Below are 18,012 nucleotides of genomic sequence, written 5' to 3'. Positions count from 1 at the left end.
GACGGATGTGACGAGTGCCGTAACATCGGCGCCAGGTGCCGGCGTCCCCTCCGAGGGCGAGCCACCTGGGCGAGGAACCGAGGCGGTGGCACCGGCCGGCGCCGCGCGTGCCGTCGCCGGCGAAGGCGAAGAAACCGGTGTCGGCGGCGCTATCCCGAACCCCGGGCACCCTGCCGCCCACCCGGCGGGCCCCGAAACCGAAGGTGAGCACGGCCGACCGGCCGAAGAGGGCGACGCGACGGCCCCTGACGCGTCGGTGGTGGAGGAGGCGCCGCGCCCGGAGCCGTCCGAGGAGCGGCCGGGCGAGGAGCAAGCGGGGCCTGCGGGGCGGGACACGTCTCGCGAGCGGCCGGGTGAAGTAGCCGGTATGACGGCCCCGGGCGCGTCGGAGCTGCCGTTGCGGGCGGGCGAGGAGCGGCCCGGGTCTGCGGGGCGGGGTGCCTCTCGGGGCCGGCGGAGTGACGGAGCCGGCGTGACGGCGCCTGGCTCGCCGGTGGTCGAGGCGCCGCCACGCTTGGTGCCGTCCTCGGAGCGGCCGCTGCGGGCGAGCGAGGAGCGGCCCGGATCCGCGGGGCGGAACACGTCCCGCGATCGGCCGGGCGAAGCAGCCGGCGCGACCGCCCCCGGCCCGTCAGCGGTGGGGGAGCCGCCGCGCCTGGTGCCGTCCTCGGAGCGGCCGATGCCGGCGGACGAGGGACGGCCGGTGGCCGGCGGCGCGTCCGCGGGCAGGGACGCCTCGCGGACATCGGCGGGCGTCGAGCCCGGCCCGTGGGCGGCGTATCCGGCGGGGCCGTCGTTCCTCGACGCCGTCGAGGCCGGGCGCGGGCCGCGGGCCGTCTGGAACGCGCTGCCCGGGGCCGACTGGACCTCGGCGATCGCCCGCGCGGCGAAGGCGACGCTGGCCGGTGGCCGCGGCGTGCTGATCGTCGTGGCCGACGGCCGTGACGTGGCCCGCGTCGACGCCGCGCTGACGCGTGAGCTCGGCGAGGGCCGGCACGTCGCGCTCACCGCGGAGCTCGGGCCGGCCGAGCGCTACCGCCGCTGGCTCGCCGTACGCCGAGGGCGGGTGCGGACCGTCGTGGGTACGCGGGCCGCCATCTTCGCTCCCGTGCGCGATCTCGGCCTCGTCGTCCTGTGGGACGACGGGGACGACGTGCACGCCGAGCAGCACGCGCCCTACCCGCACGCCCGTGAGGTGCTCGCGCTGCGCGCGCACCGTGCCGGGGCGGGCGCGCTCATCGGCGGGTTCACGCGCACCACCGACGCCACGCAGCTTCTCGCGGCCGGCTGGGCGCATCCGCTCGTTCCCGACCGCGAACGGCTGCGCGCCTCCATGCCCTACATCCGGCCCTCCGGCGACGACGCCGACCTCGCACGTGACGAGGCGGCCCGCAGCGCGCGCCTTCCGCACCTGGCGTTCCGCACCGCGCGGCAAGGACTCGAGCACGGCCCCGTGCTCGTACAGGTGCCACGCCGCGGATACGTCCCGGCGCTGGCCTGCTCCCGCTGCCGCGGGCCCGCGCGCTGCACCGAGTGCGAAGGGCCCCTGTCGCTGAGGTCCTCGCACGCGGCGCCGTACTGCCGGTGGTGCGGGCGGATCGCCGGCGCGTGGACCTGCCCCGAGTGCGGCGGCCGTCAGGTGAGGGCCGTCGTCGTCGGTGCCCGGCGTACCGCCGAGGAGCTCGGCCGGGCCTTCCCCGGGGTTCCGATCCGTACGTCGGGGCGGGACGGCGTTCTCGACGGGGTGACCGGCGAGCCCGCGCTGGTCGTCGCCACGCCCGGTGCCGAGCCGGTGGCCGAAGGCGGGTACGCGGCCGCGCTGCTGCTGGACGGATGGGTCCTCCTCGGGCGCGCCGACCTTCGCGCCGGCGAGGAGGCGCTCCGCCGCTGGATGAACGCCTCCGCCCTCGTACGCCCGCGCGGCCCGGTCATCGTGCTCGCCGACGGCTCCCTGACCACCGTCCAGGCGCTGATCCGCTGGGACCCGGTCACGTACGCCGAGCGTGAACTGGCCGAACGCCGCGATCTCGGCTTCCCGCCGGCCGTGCGGATGGCCTCCCTCACCGGCGCCCCGCAGTCGGTCCGCGAGCTCGTCGACGCCGCCGGCCTGCCCCAGGACGCCGAGGTGCTCGGGCCGGTCGAGGTGGGCGAGGGCCAGGAACGCGCGCTCGTACGGGTCGAGCGTGCCCGCGGCGTCGCGCTGTCACGGCTCCTCAAGACCGCCCAGGCAGCCCGGAGCACCCGCAAGACCGCCGACGTGGTGCGCGTCCGTGTCGACCCGCTCGAGCTGATCTGAACCGTAGACTGGTCTCGCCCAATACGAGTCGTGAACGGAGCCGTACGTGGCCGTCAAGCCCATCCGTCTCTTCGGTGACCCGGTGCTGCGCACACCGGCCGATCCGGTGAAGGACTTCGACAAGGAGCTACGCGCGCTCGTCAAGGACCTGTCCGACACGATGCTCGAAGCTCCCGGTGTCGGTCTCGCCGCACCGCAGCTCGGCGTGGGTCTGCGAGTGTTCACCTACTACGTCGACGACGTTCTGGGCCACGTCGTCAACCCCACCCTGAAGCTGTCCGACGACGAGGAGGAGGGCGACGAGGGCTGTCTTTCGCTGCCCGGCCTGGTCTTCCAGGCCAAGCGCGCCGTCGGCGTGGTGGCCAAGGGCTTCAACATGTACGGCGAGCCGATCGTCGTCGAGGGCACCCACCTGATGGCCCGCTGCGTCCAGCACGAGACCGACCACCTCGACGGCATCATCTTCGTCGACCGGCTCGACGCCGAGCAGCGCAAGGCCGCGATGAAGGCCATCCGCGAGGCCGAGTGGTTCGGCGAGCCCGCGCCGATCGTCAAGGACTCTCCGCACGCGATGTTCGGAAAGGCTCTCTAGTGCGGCTCGTCTTCGCCGGTACTCCCGAGGTCGCCGTCCCGGCCCTCGAAGCCCTGCTCGAGTCCAGGCACGAGGTCGTCGCCGCGATCACGCGGCCCGACGCCCCGGCCGGTCGTGGGCGCAAACTGACCGCGAGCCCGGTCGGGCAGCGCGCGGCCGAGGCCGGCATCGAGGTGCTCAAGCCCGCAAAGGCCAAGGACCCCGAGTTCCTCGACCGGCTGCGCGCCATCGCGCCGGACTGCTGCCCCGTCGTGGCGTACGGCGCGCTCATCCCCGGCGTGGCGCTCGACATCCCCCGGCACGGCTGGATCAACCTGCACTTCTCGCTGCTGCCCGCCTGGCGCGGAGCCGCCCCCGTACAACGGGCCGTCCTCCACGGCGACGAGATCACCGGTGCCGCGACGTTCCAGATCGAGGAGGACCTCGACACGGGGCCGGTGTTCGGCGTCGTGACCGAGCCGATCCTGGCCGGCGACACCAGCGGTGACCTGCTCGGACGCCTTGCCCAGACCGGCGCGCAGCTGCTCGTCGCGACGATGGACGGCGTCGAGGAGGGCGAGCTGGAGCCCCGTCCGCAGCCCTCCGACGGTGTCTCGTTCGCCCCCAAGCTCACCCCAGAGGACGCCCACGTCGACTGGACCCTGCCGGCCCACCACATCGACCGGCTGATCCGCGCCTGCACCCCGGCGCCGGGGGCATGGACGACGTTCCACGACGACCGGCTCAAGCTGGGCCCCGTACGCCCGGCTCCGGACGGTCCGGCGCTCGTGCCGGGCGAGCTGCGCGCGACCAAGACCGAGACGTTCGCCGGCACCGGCACCCACCCGGTCGTCCTCGGCGACGTGCAGCCGCAGGGCAAGCAGCGCATGGCGGCGACCGACTGGGCGCGCGGCGTACGCCCGGCCGAAGGGGATGCGCTGCGCTGATGCCTCAACCACGATCCGCCGGACCACGCCAGGGACCACGCCAGGGACCTCGTCAAGGACAGCGCCAGGGACAGCGGCGGCCCAAGGCCCCCCGCGACCCCGTACGCCGCACCGCCTTCGACGTCCTGCAGGCCGTCGACGACCGCGACGCGTACGCCAACCTCCTGCTGCCCTCCCTCCTGCGCGAACGCGGCCTGTCCGGACGCGACGCCGCGCTCGCCACCGAGCTGACCTACGGCACGCTGCGCGGCCGCGGCACCTACGACGCCGTGCTCGGCATGTGCAGCGACCGGCCGGTCGCCAAGATCGACCTGCCGCTGCTGAACGTCCTGCGCCTCGGCACACACCAGCTTCTCGGCACCCGCATCCCGCCGCACGCGGCCGTGGGCACCGCCGTCGACCTGGCCCGCTCGGTCTCCGGTCCCGGGCAGGCGAAGTTCGCCAACGCCGTGCTGCGCAAGGTGGCGGCCCGCGACCTCGACGCGTGGCTGGGCATCATCGCGCCCAAGGACGAGACCGGCCGTCTCTCCGTCGTGCACAGCCATCCTCGCTGGATCGTCAACGCCCTGCGCGACGCGGCCGGCGCCGGGGAGGTCGAGGCGCTGCTCGCCGCCGACAACGAGCGCCCGCGCGTCACGCTGGTGGCCAGGCCGGGCCGCTCGACCGTGGCCGAGCTCGGCGGCGAACCCGCCGCGTACTCCCCGTACGCCGCCTACCTCGCCGAGGGCGACCCGGGCGCCGTCCTCGCCGTCAGGGAGGGCCGCGCGGCCGTACAGGACGAGGCGAGCCAGCTCGTCGCCCTCGCCCTCACCCGCGTCGAGGCCGGCGGGCCGGACGCGCGCTGGCTCGACCTGTGCGCGGGGCCGGGCGGCAAGGCCGCACTGCTGTCCGGGCTGGCGGGGGAGCGCGGCGCCCACCTGCTGGCCTGCGACCTCCAGCCGCACCGGGCCCGGCTCGTACGGGGCACCATCGACCCGCGTGCCGGAGTCGCCGTCGCGGACGGCACCCGTCCCGCCTGGGCGCCCGGATCCTTCGACCGGGTCCTGGCCGACGTCCCGTGTAGCGGCCTCGGAGCGCTTCGCCGCCGTCCGGAGGCACGCTGGCGGCGCGGCCCGGAGACCATCGCCGAGCTGGGGCCGCTGCAGCGGCGCCTCCTGGCCTCGGCGCTCGACGCCGTACGGCCCGGCGGCGTGGTCGCCTACGTCACCTGCTCACCGCATCTGGCCGAGACCCGCGTGGTGGTCGACGACGTGCTGCGGGGACGCGACGACATCGAGCGCCTGAACGCCCCGTCCTACCTGGAGGGCGTCCCCGGCCTGGGCGAGGGCCCGTACGCGCAGTTCTGGCCGCACCGCCACGGCACCGACGCGATGTTCCTCGCCCTGCTCAGGCGTTCTTAGCCGGCGAAGCGGACCTCGACGATCGGCATCCGGAGCCTGCGGATCAGCGGCACGTACCCCACCCACGGGGCGAGGGCGAACAGTCCTCGTCCGCGGGGGTAGCGCAGGTCACGGGTGCCGGCGATCTTGGGGGAGTACTCCATGACCTTGTCGTGCTCGCCCGGGTCCAGGCTCCAGTGCCAGGCCGGCGCGCGGTAGGCCGCGCCGGTGTCCAGGTCCTCCCGCCGGCTGCGCTCGGCCAGCGCGTGGGGGACCGCGTCGAAGACCAGCGTGCCGCCGGGGAATCGCTCGGCGCACGCGGCGATCAGCGACCTCACCTCCTCCGGCTGGAGGTACATCAGCAGGCCCTGTGTCGTGATCAGGACGCCCGCGGACGCGTCGACCTCGTCCATCCAGGTGAGGTCGAGTGCCGAGCCGGGCAGCGTACGGCGCCGGGGCGGGTCGTCCGGGAGCAGCCGCCGCCGCACCTCGACCGTCTCCGGCAGGTCGACGGTCAGCCAGCGCACCCGCCCGTTGTCGATCCGCCAGAACTGGGTCTCCAGCCCTTCGCCGAGCGCCACGACCACGCCGTCGGGGTGTGCCTGGAGGAACCGGCCGACCGCCCGGTCGAAGCAGAGCACGCGCAGCGCGTGCCACTGCGCCATCCGCGGCTCCCCGAACCGCTCGAACGGGAAGTCGATCGAGTCGACCAGTTCGATCGCCCGCGGATCCTCCAGCACCGCGTCCGGCCGCCGCGCCTCGGCGGCCCGGTGGTAGAGGTTCCAGAGCAGGGTCCCGGGCACGCCATCGAGCTCGACCTTGATCTTTTCGGTCATCACTCCACGATGTCAGAATCCGGTCGTCACGGCCGGAGCACTCACCGGAGGGCGGCGAGGGCCGCCTTCGTGGCGTCGGCGATCAGGGCGTCGTCGGAGGGGGCGTCCTTCACGCCGCGGTCGGACTGGACGGCGATGACGACCGGCGCGCCGCCGCCCGGCGGCCAGGCGATCGCGATGTCGTCGCGCGTGCCGTAACCGCCGTTGCCGGTCTTGTCGCCGACCTTCCAGCCGGATGGGACGCCGGCCCGGATGTACGGGCCGCCGGTCGTGTTCGTCACGAGCCAGCCCGTGAGCGGTTTCCGCCGGCTCACGGGCAGAACATCTCCAAGGACGAAACGGCGCAAATCGGTGCCAAGTGCGCGCGGTGTGCTGGTGTCGCGGATGTCGCCGGGGGTCGCCTCGTTCAGCGACGGCTCGGTCCGGTCGACGTGCGTCGTGGTGTCTCCCAGGCGGCGGAGTCCGGCCTGGACGGCGTGGGGTCCGCCGATCCGCGCCATCACCAGGTTGGCGGCGGTGTTGTCGCTGTAGCGCAGCGCGGCGGCGATGAGGTCGCGGACCCGCATCCCCGTCCGTACGTGCTCGGAGGTGATCGGCGCGTACTCGAGCAGGTCCGACTCGCGGTAGCGGACGACCTGGTCGAGCCGGCGGGCCGTGGTGTGCTCGAGCAGGATTCCGGCGGCGAGGGCCTTGAACGTCGAGGCGTACGCGAAGCGTTCGTCCGCCCGGTACGCCACCGTGCGACCCGTGCCGGTGTCCACGGCGTACACGCCGAGGCGGGCGTGGTAGCGGTGCTCGATCCGTGCCAGGGCACCGGGCGCGGAGGTCCGCGGGGAGACGGTCGCCGCGCTCGGCCCGGCGTCGCGGCCGCATCCGCTCAGCGAGCCGAGTGCGAGAGACGCGGCGAGCAGCGCGGTGGGGTACCTGGGAGAACGCATGCCCGGCAGCCTGCCGCCGGTGGTCGATACCGTCAAAGACCAAAAAGCGGGACTCCATGCTGTTTCCGCATGAGCCTGCCTCGCGGATTTCGCGGGAGCGGGCCGGGCGCCTACCGAGGCCGACAGAGTCGTACGGGAGGGCGGCGCGGTCCGGCACCGCTCAGGCGAGCCGGTCCAGGTCCCGGCGGAGCGCTTCGGCCTGGGCGAGGTGCGGGTGCACCTCGCCCACTCTTTCGCGGTCGGATCGCGGACGCCGTGATCCGACCGGCCGCCGAAGCGCTCCTGGCCCCGGTCGCGCGTGCGATCTCTGGACGAGGCCGTCAGGCGATGACGGCGACCCTCTCCCGCTCGTCACACGCGGCGCTCCCCAGGCCCGCGGTGAGGTCGGTGAGCACCTCGGTCGCGCGGTCCAGCGAGGCGGCGATCCACGGGAGGCCGGCCGGGTCCTGGGCGTTCAGCGCGGCGTACCGCTGCTCGTCGGTCTCGCCGTAGAGCAGGCTGGTGGCCACCCGCAGGCGCAGCGCCTCCGGCGGCTCGCCGAAGGCACTGCCGGGCAGGACCCCTACGCCGTACCGGTCGAGAAGGAGCGCTGAGAGTTCGGCGGACGTGTGGACACCGAGCCGATCGCGCAGGTCCTCGAAGTCCGGATAGAGGTAGAAGCCCCCTTCGGGTCTCGCGACGCGCGCCCCGGCCGCGGTGAACCGCTCCGTCATCGCCTTCACCACGGTCTCGTGCAGCCGGCGGCTCGTCGCGATGCGCTCGACGACCTCGGGCGGCTCGGCGAAGGCGTACGCGGCGGCCTGCTGGGTCGGGCCCGACGTGCTGGACCAGATCTCACTGGCAACGCCGGCGAGGCGGTCACGCAGGGCGCGAAGGGCTTCTGGCAGCAGCGCCACGCCGATGCGCCACCCGCCCAGGGCGAGGTTCTTGCTGAGCGCCGTCGTGATCACGGTGCGCTCCGGCGCGTACCGCGAGGGGCACGGATAGTCCGTCCCCGGGTCGAAGACCAGATCGCGGTAGATCTGGTCGGCGATGATGATCAGATCGAGCTCCCGTGCGACCTCGCACACGCGGCGTACGGTCTCCGGCCGCGCCAGTGTGCCGGTGGGATTGTCCGGGAGGGTGACCACGAGGCAGCGCACCTTGCGACCGGCGGCGCGTTCGATCGTGACGGCCTCGCGGAGCGCCTCCGGGTCGGGGACGCCGCCCTCACCGGGCGGCGTCGGCACGAAGATCGGCTCCGCGCCCATGAGCCGGGTCTGGGCGGCGTAGCTGACCCAGCTCGGTCCGGGTACGACCACGCCCCCGCCGATGGCGAGCAGGAGGCCGTACAGCAGCGGTTTGCTTCCGGGGCCCGCGACGATCAGGCCCGGGTCGGCGGGCAGGCCGCGGCGGCGCCAGTACCCCGCGGCGGCGTTGCGAAGGTCGGTGCTGCCCGCGACGGGCCCGTAGGCGCCGCGTCCCGCGGCGGTGGCGAGCTCGCGTTCGAGTGCCGGCAGAACCGGCAGGCCCGCCTCTCCGAAGGCGAGCGGCAGGACCGGAAGTCCGGCCCGGCGTCTGTGGTCGAGGGCCTCATTGGCGGCAAGAGTCGCGGATATGGCGACTGGCATCGGTTTACTCCCATGGAGCTGTTCTGGCTGGTAGCACTCGCGCGGGCCGTACGACTCCATGCTCCATTGGACCGCGCCATCAGTACAAGCGAGCCTTTCCGCTGCCATGCGTAAGATGAACTTATGCTCGATGTGAGGAGGCTCCGGCTGCTGAGGGAGTTCGCCGACCGCGGCAGCATCGCGGCCACGGCGAAGGCGCTCGGCTACACCCCCTCCGCGGTGTCCCAGCAGCTCGCCGTGCTCGAGCGTGAGGTCGGCACCACCCTGCTCGACCGCACCGCGCGCAGCGCCGAGCTCACCGACGCGGGCAGGCGGCTGTCCGACCACGCCGACCGCATCCTCCGGATGATCGAGTTCGCCGAGGCCGACCTGTCCGAGGCCGAGCCGACCGGGCAGATCGTGCTCACCGCGTTCCCCACCGCCGCGGTGGCCTTCGCCCCCGCGCTCGCCCACGGCCTGCGCCACCACGCGGGCCTGACCTTCCAGCTGCGCCAGACGCGTCCCGGCGACGGCCTGCGGCAGGTCCGCTCGGGCGAGGTCGACCTGGCGCTCGTGGACGACTGGACCGGGCGGCTGCCGACGCGTGGCGGGGGCAGCCTGCGGTTCTCGCTGCTGCTCCACGATCCGCTCGTCCTGGTCGTGCCCGCGAGCCACTGGGCCGCCGACCAGAGCCACGAGATCGACCTGTGGCGACTGCGCGAGGAGCCGTGGCTGGCCGCGCCGGCGGGCGAGCCGTCCCGCCAGGCGTTCGACCGGCTGCTCGCGGACGTGGGAGGCGCGCCGCCGATGCCGTGGGAGTTCGAGGGCCTCGGCACGATCCTCGGCCTGGTCGCGCGCGGCGTCGGGATCGCCGCCGTGCCCAGCCTCGCGCTCACCGCGGCGGTGCCCGGCATCGTGGCACGCGCACTGCCCGGTTCGGTGACGCGATACGTGTACGCGGTCGTGCGGACGGCGAGCGTACGCCGCCCGTCGGTCGCGGTTACGTTGGAGGCGCTGCGGGACGCGGTGGCCGAGATCGACGTCATGTCGGTGGGCCGGCCGCCGAAGGCCGATGATCTAGCGAAGTGAGGGGTGCCATGCGCCGCAGCGCGAGAGGCGTCGAGCGGCACTGGCGGCATCAACGGCTGATCCCGGCGGTCTATGACTTCGTCGTGGAGCACGAGCGGCTGGCACGACTGGGCGGCCGGGTGCTCTGGGGCGTGGACGTGCGCGCCATGTACGCCTCGTTCGCCGAGGCCGGACGGCTGCCCACGGGCGCCGCGGTGCTGGATGTGCCGTGCGGGGGAGGCGTGGCCTTCCGCGGCGTGCCGCCGGGCGCGGACCTGCGCTACGTCGCGGCCGACCTGTCCCCGATGATGCTGCGCCGGGCACGCGCGGAGGCCGGCCGTCGTGGTCTGCCGGCCGTGTTCGTGCGGCTGAGCGTGGACCGGCTGCCGTTCCCGCCGTCGGCGTTCGACCTCTGCGTGACCTACAACGGCCTGCACTGCCTTCCCGACCCCACGTCCGCGGTGGCCGAGATGGCACGCGTGCTGCGGCCCGGCGGCGTACTCCGGGGCAGCGCCGTGGTGACCGGGGCCGGGCGGCGTTTCGACGCGCTCATCGCGGTGTTCCGGTGGCGGGGCGACTTCGGAGCTCCCGGCGACGTGACCGATCTGCGCGGCTGGTTGTCGGCGGCGGGGCTCGAGGCCGTTTCGGTGAGCCGCTCGGGCGCCCTGGCGCACTTCTCGGCCGTGAAGCCCGGCGGCGACGACTAGCGCCGGTCCCTACACTTGGGCGCATCATGGCCGTGCAAATCGCTCCCAGCATCCTGTCCGCCGACTTCGCCCGGCTCGCCGACGAGGTCGCCGCCATCGCCGACGCCGACTGGGTCCACGTCGACGTCATGGACAACCACTTCGTGCCCAACCTCACCATCGGGCTGCCCGTGGTCGAGGCGCTCCTCAAGACGACGACGCTTCCGGTGGACTGCCACCTGATGATCGAGGACCCCGACCGGTGGGCCCCCGGCTACGCCGCGGCGGGGGCGGCCAGCGTCACGATCCACGTCGAGGCGGCGAGCGCCCCGATACGTACGCTCCGCGAGATCCGTTCCGCGGGGGCCCGTGCCGGGCTGGCCCTCAACCCGGGCACGGCCGTCGACCCGTACGCCGACCTGCTTTCTGAGATCGACATGCTGCTCGTGATGACCGTCGAGCCGGGCTTCGGCGGGCAGCGTTTCCTCGACGTGGTCCTGCCGAAGGTGCGCCGGGCGCGTGAGCTCATCAAGGGCCGTGACCTCGACGTCTGGCTCCAGGTCGACGGCGGCGTCAACGCCGGGACCATCGAACGCTGCGCCGAGGCGGGCGCGGACGTGTTCGTCGCGGGCTCGGCGGTGTACTCCGCCGACGACCCCGCGGCGGCCGTACGCTCCCTGCGCGAGCGCGCCGCCGCGGTTTCGTCTCAGGCGTAGACCGCGGTGGGGCCGTCCATCCGCTTGCCGATGCGGCCCTGGGCGGCGAGCACCTCGAGGTGGGCACGGGTCTCCGTGGTCGCCAGCATCTGGTTGAACATGTCCAGCTCGTCGAAATGACGCTCGTGCCGGGTCCAGGTGAGCGCGCGTGCCGTCTCGTACGCGGTGCCGGCCCCGGCGGCGATCACGGAGGCACAGGCGTCCAGGCGTTCGGCATGGTGGTCCAGCAGGGCGTCCACCCGCGCGTGCACGCTGTCGGTGACGGGCCCGTGCGCGGGCAGCAGCCGGAGGTCGGGCAGCTCACGGACGACCTTCAGCGACGCGAGGTACGAGCCGAGCGGCGAGGACTCGGGCGCGCTCTCGAACCCGATCGAGGGCGTGATGTGCGGCAGGACGTGGTCGCCCGCGAACATCAGCCCACCGGCCAGGTCGGTGTAGACCAGATGCCCGCGCGTGTGACCGGGGGTGGGCACGGCGAGCAGCTGACGTCCGCTGAGGGGCAGCTCGGCGCGCCCCTCGATCCACTCGTCCGGCATCTCCCACTCGGCCGGATCGTGACCGCCCTCGCGCCAGGCGGCCCGTAGCTGCTCGATGAGGGTGTGGGCGCCGCACGCGAGCAGCTGGTCGAGCTGGGGCGACCGGTCGGGCGGCCCGGAACGGGTCAGGACCTCGAGCGTCGGGCGCTCACCGATCCCGAGACTCACCCGCGTGCCGAACTCCTTGCGCACCGCGATGGCCTGCGTGTAGTGGTCACGATGGACGTGGGTGACCAGGAACCTCGTGATGTCGGCGACCCGGAAGCCGATGTCCTTGAGGGAGGTCTCCAACTGCCGGCGGGCCTCGTCGAGGGCCCAGCCGCCGTCGATGAGGACCAGGCCTTCGGCGTCCTCGATGGCGTAGACGTTGACCGCCCGCAACCCGTCCGAGGGCAGCGGCAGTGGTATCCGGTGCACTCCAGGCGCGACCTGGAACGCTCCAGGTTTGATCCACTCGGTCCGATCTGACATCGACACGCCCTCGTCTTTCCGGATCCGAAAAATTAGAACCTGATTCGATCTATACCGGACTCACCGGCTCGGGACCACGCCTGAGGCCGGTGAATCTGGACACTCTAGCCGCGGCCGGCACCGGATGCGGGCGTGCGTACGGCGGTGATGGTCATCCGCGGAGGCGGACGACGTACTTGCCCGCACCGCGCCCCTCGGCGAGCATCTGGTGGACCGCGGGCGCATCCGCGAGCGAGCCGACCTCGGTGACCGCGAGGTGCGGCCGGCCGTCGGCCAGCAGGCCGAGGACCCGGCGCAGACCGGCGGAGGCGCGTCGCGGCGCCGTGGCCCACAGGCGGCTGACGCTGAAGCCGCCGATCGCGAGATTGCCGCCGATCAGCCGTCCGGCCGGCGGCAGGGGAGCCTGCTCCCCGCCGCCCGCGTTGCCGAACAGGACGATCCGGCCGCCGGGCGCGGTGACCGCCAGGTCGGTCTCGAGCATGGTGGTGCCCAGCGGGTCGAGCACGATGTCCACGCCGGCGTCACCGGTCGCGGCCCGTACCGCCTGAGTCAGGTTCTCGTCGCGCACCAGCGCCCTGTCGTACCCGTTGCCGAGTGCCGGGACGACCTTGTCGGGACGGCCCACCGTGCCGATGCGGAGCCCTCCGCCGAGCACCGGCACCAGCTGGGCGACGGCACCGCCGACGCCACCGCCGGCCGAATGCACGAGTACGGTCTGCCCCGGCCGGAAGCCCGCGGCGTCCTCCAGGAGGAGGAGCGCGGTCGTCAGCATGAGAGGGGCGGCCGCGGCGACCGGCGACGGGACCCGGTCGGGCACCGGCACCGCGAAGCCTGCCCGTACCGCCACCACGTCGGCCAGGCCGCCGCCCGCGGTGAACGCGGCCACTCTCTGGCCGACGGCCAGGTCCGTGACGTCGCGGCCGATCTCCCGGATCGTTCCGGACACCTCCAGGCCCGGCGCGTACGGCCAGGCGCCCGCGTAGCCGGCGTCACCGCGGCGGGCCATCACGTCGAGGAAGTTGATCCCGGCGTACGCCACGTCGATGGTCACCTCACCCCGCCCCGGCCTGGGCGTTTCGATCTCGCGGACCTCCGTGCGGTCGGTTCCCTGCGACGGTCCGGTCATCATCAGCGCGTCCACGGCGACTCCTTCGATGTTCGACGTACGACGAACATCGTAGCCCTATGTTCGATCGCCATCGAACACATGCGCACCCATCACGGGACGGTCCGGCGGTTGAGGTCGCGGGGCACGTGTGGTGGCCTGGCGGGCGGGCCGTGCGGACGTGCGGGACCCTGAGGGGAGGCCGACGTGGTCCAGGCGATCGGGCTGGGGATGGTGGTGCTCGTCGGTGCCGGGGCTCAGCGGGTCACCGGGCTCGGGTTCTCGCTGGTGGCCTCGCCGTTCATGGTGTTGCTGCTCGGCCCGTTCAACGGCGTGCTGGTGATCAACGCGTGCGGGGCCGTGGCCGCGTCGATCGTGCTCACGCAGGTCTGGCGGGACGTCGACATCCGGCGTGCGCTGTTGCTCATCGGGCCGGCGCTTCCGGCCGTCGTGGTCGGCGCGTGGATGGCGCGCGGTCTGCCCGCCGCTCCGCTGGCCATCGTCGTCGGGGCGTTGATCCTCGTCGCGCTGGTCGCCGTCGTCGCCAGCGAGAAGGCCCGCGTCCTGCGCGGTACGACCGGGGCGGTCATCGCGGGGATCGGGTCGGGGTTCCTCAACGTCACGGTCGGGGCCGGTGGTCCGGCGGTCGCCGTGTACGCCGTGTCCATCGGATGGGCTCAGCGCAACTTCGCGGCCACCGCCCAGCTCGTCTTCGCCGCACTCGGTGTCGCGTCCCTCGTGGCCAAGGGCGGGCACCCCTCCATGGCGGCGGCCGGCTGGGTCACGGTCGGGGCCGGCCTGCTGATCGGCATCGTCGCGGGTAACCACCTCGCCGAGCGCGTGGCCCCGGAGCGCGCGCAGGCCGCCGTGATCTTTCTCGCGATGGCGGGCGCCATCCTGACCGTCGTCAAGGGCGTGGTCCAGCTTTAGCCGTCAACGTGCGCTTCCTCACATGTAATGGGGAATGCCCGACGTGGCACACTGGTTAGCGAGAAAGCGTGCTCCGGGGTCGGTGAAATTCCGAACCGGCGGTTACAGTCCGCGACCCGGCCGAAACCATCGGCCGGTTGACCCGGTGAAATTCCGGGACCGACGGTTAAAGTCCGGATGGGAGGCAGCGCGCGGCCGTGCCCTGTTCAGGGTGCGGTGAGTGGCGTCAGCACATGGTGCGCGGCCGCATCCCGGAGCCTGGAACAAGGAGGCCCGGGGTGACCATCGCGGTACACACGGCGATGCGTGACGCGATCGCGCTGGCTGCACGTGCCCAGGGACTGACCAGTCCCAATCCCGTCGTCGGATGCGTCGTGCTCGACGCCGCCGGAGAACGCGCGGGGGAGGGGTACCACGCCTTCGCCGGCGCCTCTCACGCCGAGGCCGCCGCTCTGGAACAGGCGGGCGACCGCGCCCGCGGCGGCACCGTCGTCGTCACCCTCGAACCCTGTGACCACCACGGCCGTACCGGACCGTGCACCCAGGCCATCCTGGACGCCGGCGTACGGCGCGTCGTGTACGCGGTGACCGATCCCAGCGAGCGCGCGCGGGGCGGTGCCCGGCGGCTGGCCGAGGCGGGCGTCGAGGTGGAGTCCGGAGTGCTCGCCGCCGAGGCCGAGCGCCTCAACGCCGAGTGGCTGACCTACGCGCGCCTGCGGCGCCCCCACGTCACCTGGAAGTTCGCCGCCACCCTGGACGGCCGGTCGGCCGCCGCCGACGGCACCAGCCAGTGGATCACCGGCGCGGCCGCGCGCGAGGACGTCCACCGCCTGCGCGCCCGCTGCGACGCGATCATCGCCGGGTCCGGCACCGTACTGGCCGACGACCCCCGCCTCACCGTGCGCGGCTTCGAGCCGCACGACCATCTGATCACCCACCGCAGGCCGCTCCGGGTCATCGCCGACGCGCGTGCGCGCACCCCGCTCGGCAGCCGCGTCCTGGACGACGCGGCGCCGACGCTGATCGCGGTCTCCGAGGAGACGATCGGGGACACCGGCGAACAGGACGCAGCCGCCCTGGCGGCCCGCACCGCCGTCGTACGCCTGCCGCGCGCCGCCGGCAAGGGCGGCGTCGACCTGCACGCACTCATGGCCGAGCTGGCCGAGCGCGAGATCGTCTCGGTGCTGCTCGAGGGCGGCCCGACGCTGGCCGGCGCGTTCCTCGCCGACGGCTTGGTCGACCGGGTCGTCGCCTACCTGGCACCCACGCTGTTCGGAGCCGGCCCGGCCGCCCTCCGCGACGCCGGGGTCACCACGCTGGCCGAGGCGTACCACCTGGACATCGAAGACATCACCACCATCGGGCCGGATCTGCGGATCACCGCGGCGGTGCGTGAACAGGCGAGCGGTGCCCGAGCCGACGCCCTGACGGCCCCATCTCGAAGGGAACACTGATGTTCACCGGAATCGTCGAGGAGCTGGGAGAGGTCGTCGCGCTGGAACACGGCGGCGACTCCGCCCGGCTCACCGTGCGCGGCCCCCTCGTCGTCTCCGACGCCGTGCACGGCGCGTCCATCGCGGTCAACGGCGTCTGCCTCACCGTCGTCGACGTCAAGGACGACGCCTTCACCGTCGACGTGATGAAGGAGACCCTCGACCGGTCCTCCCTGAGCGCTCTGACCTCCGGGTCCCCGGTCAACCTCGAACGCCCCGTACGCCCGTCCGACCGGCTCGGCGGCCACATCGTGCAGGGTCACGTCGACGGTGTCGGCCGGATCGTCTCCCGCGAGCCGGGCGAGCGCTGGGAGGTCGTGACGATCGGCCTGCCGGCGGATCTCGTGCGCTACGTGGTCGGCAAGGGCTCGATCACGGTCGACGGCATCAGCCTGACCGTCGTCGAGGCGCGCGCCGACGCCTTCACCGTCGCCCTCATCCCCACGACGCTGGAGCTGACCACGCTCGGCCGCAAGGAGCCCGGCGACGCCGTCAACCTGGAGGTCGACGTGATCGCCAAGTACGTCGAGCGCCTCATCGGGGACCGGGCATGAGCTCCTGGGCACAGTCGGGCGTCACGGTCCTCGGCGAGAAGCTGTTGTGGACCGACCTGCTGGGCAACGTCCTGTCCCTCACGACGGTGTTGCTGGCGATCCGGCGCACCATCTGGACCTGGCCGGTCCAGCTGGCCGGCGCGGTACTGCTGTTCACCGCCTCGGTCAGCGCGCACGCTCCCGGAAACGCGCTGAAGCAGGCGATGTTCTTCCTGCTCGCCTCGTACGGCTGGGTGAGGTGGGTGCGCGGCATCAAGGAGGGCCATGGCCTGCCCGTACGCCCGGCCACCGGCCGCGAGCGTACGGCGCTCATCGCCACCCTGGCGGCCGGCACCGCGGTCGTGGCCCTGCTGTTCGCCCACATCTCCTGGCTGCAGATCACCTGGTCGCCGACGGCCAACGCGTACATCTTCGTCGGCAGCGCGGTGGCGACCTTCGCGCAGAGCCGTGCCCTCGTGGACTTCTGGATCATCTGGGTGCTGGTCGACCTGGTGGGCGTGCCGCTGGCGATCAAGTCCGGCCTGTACGTCTCCGGCGCGGCGTACGGGATCTTCTTCGTGATGGTCATCGCCGGATTCCGAAATTGGATCAAGCAGTACCGCCGGCAGCGGCGGAGTGCCGAACTGGAGGCCGTGGCGGTATGAGTTTCGACAGTGTGGAAGAAGCGATAGCCGATATCGCGGCGGGCAAGGCCGTGGTCGTCGTCGACGACGCGGACCGGGAGAACGAAGGCGACATCATCTTCGCCGCCGGCAAGGCCACGCCCGAGCTGCTCACCTTCACCATCCGCTACAGCAGCGGCGTGATCTGCGTGCCGATGGAGGGCGCGGACCTCGACCGGCTGGCGATCCCCCTGATGACCTCCCAGAACCGCGAGCGGATGCGCACCGCGTACACGGTCAGCGTGGACGCGCGCGACGGCGTGAGCACCGGGATCTCCGCCGCCGACCGCGCCACCACCATCCGTACGCTGTGCGACTCGGCGACCGAGCCGTACGAGCTGGTACGGCCAGGGCACATCTTCCCGCTGCGCTACCACGAGGGCGGCGTGCTGAAGCGGCGCGGGCACACCGAGGCGGCGGTCGACCTGGCACGGCTCGCCGGGCTCAGCCCGGCCGGCGTGCTCGCCGAGGTCGTCAACGACGACGGCACGATGGCGCGGCTGCCGCAGCTGGAGGTCTTCGCCAAGGAGCACGACCTCAAGCTGATCTCCATCGAGCAGCTCGTGGAGTACCGCAAGCGCAACGAACGGGTGGTCGAACGGGTCGCCGAGACCCGCATCCCCAACCGGCACGGCATGTGGCGCGCGATCGGGTACGCCAGCGCCTTCGACGGCGGCGAGCACGTCGCGCTCGTCCTCGGCGAGATCGGCGACGGCGAGGACGTTCTGGTGCGGGCGCATTCCGAATGCCTCACCGGCGACGTTCTGGGCTCACAGCGCTGCGACTGCGGCCCCCAGCTCGACGCCGCGATGGCCGCGATCGCCGAGGCGGGCCGCGGCGTCGTGGTCTACCTGCGCGGCCACGAGGGCCGTGGCATCGGGCTCCTCGCCAAGCTGCGGGCGTACCAGATGCAGGACAACGGCTCCGACACCGTGGACGCCAACCTCGAGCTCGGCCTGCCGGTGGACGCGCGGGAGTACGTCAACGCCGCGCAGATGCTGACCGACCTCGGCGTCCGCTCGATCCGGGTGCTGACCAACAATCCGGCCAAGCTCGCGGGCCTGGAGGGGTACGGCGTCGAGGTACGCGAGCGTGTGCCGATGCCCGTCCTCGTCACCGAGTACAACCGTCGTTACCTGGCCGCCAAGCGTGACCGGCTCGGCCACCAGATAGGAGAGTTCTGATGAGCGAGCGGAGCGAGCGCGGCGAACACAGCGCGCTGGTCACTCATCCGA

The 18,012-nt window shown here is 73.1% G+C and carries 17 protein-coding genes and 1 riboswitch; of the genes, 12 read left to right on the top strand and 5 right to left on the bottom strand.

The window, feature by feature from the left end:
• Positions 1-151 precede the first annotated feature (151 nt).
• The 4 genes from FB559_RS00590 to FB559_RS00575 are packed head-to-tail and all read left to right on the top strand — an operon-like array spanning position 152 to position 5,214.
• Positions 152-2,296 carry a primosomal protein N' gene (locus tag FB559_RS00590; RefSeq protein WP_425455101.1) on the top strand — a complete coding sequence of 715 codons (2,145 nt, stop codon included), beginning with the start codon at positions 152-154 and terminating at the stop codon, positions 2,294-2,296.
• A 46-nt stretch (positions 2,297-2,342) separates the two neighbouring features.
• Complete coding sequence (gene def, locus FB559_RS00585) at positions 2,343-2,888, top strand: peptide deformylase (RefSeq protein ID WP_141952105.1); 546 nt, start codon at positions 2,343-2,345, stop codon at positions 2,886-2,888.
• A complete protein-coding gene (gene fmt / locus FB559_RS00580) occupies positions 2,888-3,814 on the top strand; it encodes a methionyl-tRNA formyltransferase (RefSeq protein WP_141952103.1) in 927 nt (308 codons plus the stop codon). Before def ends, fmt begins: the two co-directional genes overlap by 1 nt.
• Complete coding sequence (locus FB559_RS00575; RefSeq protein ID WP_141952101.1) at positions 3,814-5,214, top strand: RsmB/NOP family class I SAM-dependent RNA methyltransferase; 1,401 nt, start codon at positions 3,814-3,816, stop codon at positions 5,212-5,214. Before fmt ends, FB559_RS00575 begins: the two co-directional genes overlap by 1 nt.
• Here FB559_RS00575 and FB559_RS00570 read toward each other — a convergent pair.
• The 3 genes from FB559_RS00570 to FB559_RS00560 all read right to left on the bottom strand — a co-directional run bounded on the left by FB559_RS00570 (position 5,211) and on the right by FB559_RS00560 (position 8,577).
• Complete coding sequence (locus tag FB559_RS00570; RefSeq protein ID WP_141952099.1) at positions 5,211-6,029, bottom strand: class I SAM-dependent methyltransferase; 819 nt, start codon at positions 6,027-6,029, stop codon at positions 5,211-5,213. The genes FB559_RS00575 and FB559_RS00570 overlap by 4 nt on opposite strands.
• A gap of 41 nt (positions 6,030-6,070) precedes the next feature.
• On the bottom strand, positions 6,071-6,967 hold the full coding sequence (gene bla / locus FB559_RS00565; RefSeq protein WP_141952097.1) for a class A beta-lactamase: 897 nt from the start codon (positions 6,965-6,967) through the stop codon (positions 6,071-6,073).
• Between the two features lie 320 nt (positions 6,968-7,287).
• The gene (locus FB559_RS00560) at positions 7,288-8,577 is read right to left on the bottom strand and encodes a pyridoxal phosphate-dependent aminotransferase (protein WP_185791987.1); all 1,290 of its coding nucleotides are present in this window, start codon (positions 8,575-8,577) and stop codon (positions 7,288-7,290) included.
• A gap of 123 nt (positions 8,578-8,700) precedes the next feature.
• On the opposite strand from FB559_RS00560, the gene FB559_RS00555 reads away from it, so the two are divergent.
• The 3 genes from FB559_RS00555 to rpe are packed head-to-tail and all read left to right on the top strand — an operon-like array spanning position 8,701 to position 11,026.
• Positions 8,701-9,645 (top strand): LysR family transcriptional regulator, encoded by a 945-nt coding sequence (locus FB559_RS00555; RefSeq protein WP_141952095.1) that lies wholly within the window; start codon positions 8,701-8,703, stop codon positions 9,643-9,645.
• An 8-nt stretch (positions 9,646-9,653) separates the two neighbouring features.
• Positions 9,654-10,331 (top strand): class I SAM-dependent methyltransferase, encoded by a 678-nt coding sequence (locus FB559_RS00550; RefSeq protein ID WP_141952093.1) that lies wholly within the window; start codon positions 9,654-9,656, stop codon positions 10,329-10,331.
• Positions 10,332-10,357: 26 nt separating this feature from the next.
• Positions 10,358-11,026: a ribulose-phosphate 3-epimerase gene (gene rpe / locus FB559_RS00545; protein ID WP_141952090.1), complete on the top strand. Its 669-nt coding sequence runs from the start codon at positions 10,358-10,360 to the stop codon at positions 11,024-11,026.
• Here the strand turns inward: rpe and FB559_RS00540 are convergent.
• Both FB559_RS00540 and FB559_RS00535 read right to left on the bottom strand, forming a co-directional pair.
• Positions 11,017-12,033: an MBL fold metallo-hydrolase gene (locus FB559_RS00540; RefSeq protein ID WP_141952088.1), complete on the bottom strand. Its 1,017-nt coding sequence runs from the start codon at positions 12,031-12,033 to the stop codon at positions 11,017-11,019. The two genes, rpe and FB559_RS00540, sit on opposite strands and share 10 nt — an antisense overlap.
• Before the next feature lie 151 nt (positions 12,034-12,184).
• A complete protein-coding gene (locus FB559_RS00535) occupies positions 12,185-13,174 on the bottom strand; it encodes a quinone oxidoreductase family protein (RefSeq protein ID WP_221639847.1) in 990 nt (329 codons plus the stop codon).
• 171 nt (positions 13,175-13,345) lie between these two features.
• On the opposite strand from FB559_RS00535, the gene FB559_RS00530 reads away from it, so the two are divergent.
• The 5 genes from FB559_RS00530 to FB559_RS00510 all read left to right on the top strand — a co-directional run bounded on the left by FB559_RS00530 (position 13,346) and on the right by FB559_RS00510 (position 17,961).
• Positions 13,346-14,068 (top strand): sulfite exporter TauE/SafE family protein, encoded by a 723-nt coding sequence (locus tag FB559_RS00530; RefSeq protein ID WP_141952086.1) that lies wholly within the window; start codon positions 13,346-13,348, stop codon positions 14,066-14,068.
• 64 nt (positions 14,069-14,132) lie between these two features.
• Positions 14,133-14,263, top strand: a riboswitch (FMN riboswitch).
• 83 nt (positions 14,264-14,346) lie between these two features.
• Positions 14,347-15,522, top strand: coding sequence for a bifunctional diaminohydroxyphosphoribosylaminopyrimidine deaminase/5-amino-6-(5-phosphoribosylamino)uracil reductase RibD (gene ribD, locus FB559_RS00525; RefSeq protein WP_141952084.1), 1,176 nt, complete (start codon positions 14,347-14,349; stop codon positions 15,520-15,522).
• Positions 15,522-16,115, top strand: coding sequence for a riboflavin synthase (locus FB559_RS00520; protein ID WP_141952082.1), 594 nt, complete (start codon positions 15,522-15,524; stop codon positions 16,113-16,115). The genes ribD and FB559_RS00520 overlap by 1 nt, the downstream gene beginning before the upstream one ends.
• Positions 16,112-16,759: a nicotinamide mononucleotide transporter family protein gene (locus FB559_RS00515; protein ID WP_141952080.1), complete on the top strand. Its 648-nt coding sequence runs from the start codon at positions 16,112-16,114 to the stop codon at positions 16,757-16,759. Before FB559_RS00520 ends, FB559_RS00515 begins: the two co-directional genes overlap by 4 nt.
• A complete protein-coding gene (locus tag FB559_RS00510; RefSeq protein ID WP_141952079.1) occupies positions 16,756-17,961 on the top strand; it encodes a bifunctional 3,4-dihydroxy-2-butanone-4-phosphate synthase/GTP cyclohydrolase II in 1,206 nt (401 codons plus the stop codon). The genes FB559_RS00515 and FB559_RS00510 overlap by 4 nt, the downstream gene beginning before the upstream one ends.
• The last annotated feature ends 51 nt before the right edge of the window (positions 17,962-18,012 follow it).

It is taken from the genome of Actinoallomurus bryophytorum (genome assembly GCF_006716425.1).
GTDB lineage: Bacteria > Actinomycetota > Actinomycetes > Streptosporangiales > Streptosporangiaceae > Actinoallomurus > Actinoallomurus bryophytorum.
This window is presented reverse-complemented; position numbering and strand designations above follow the sequence as displayed.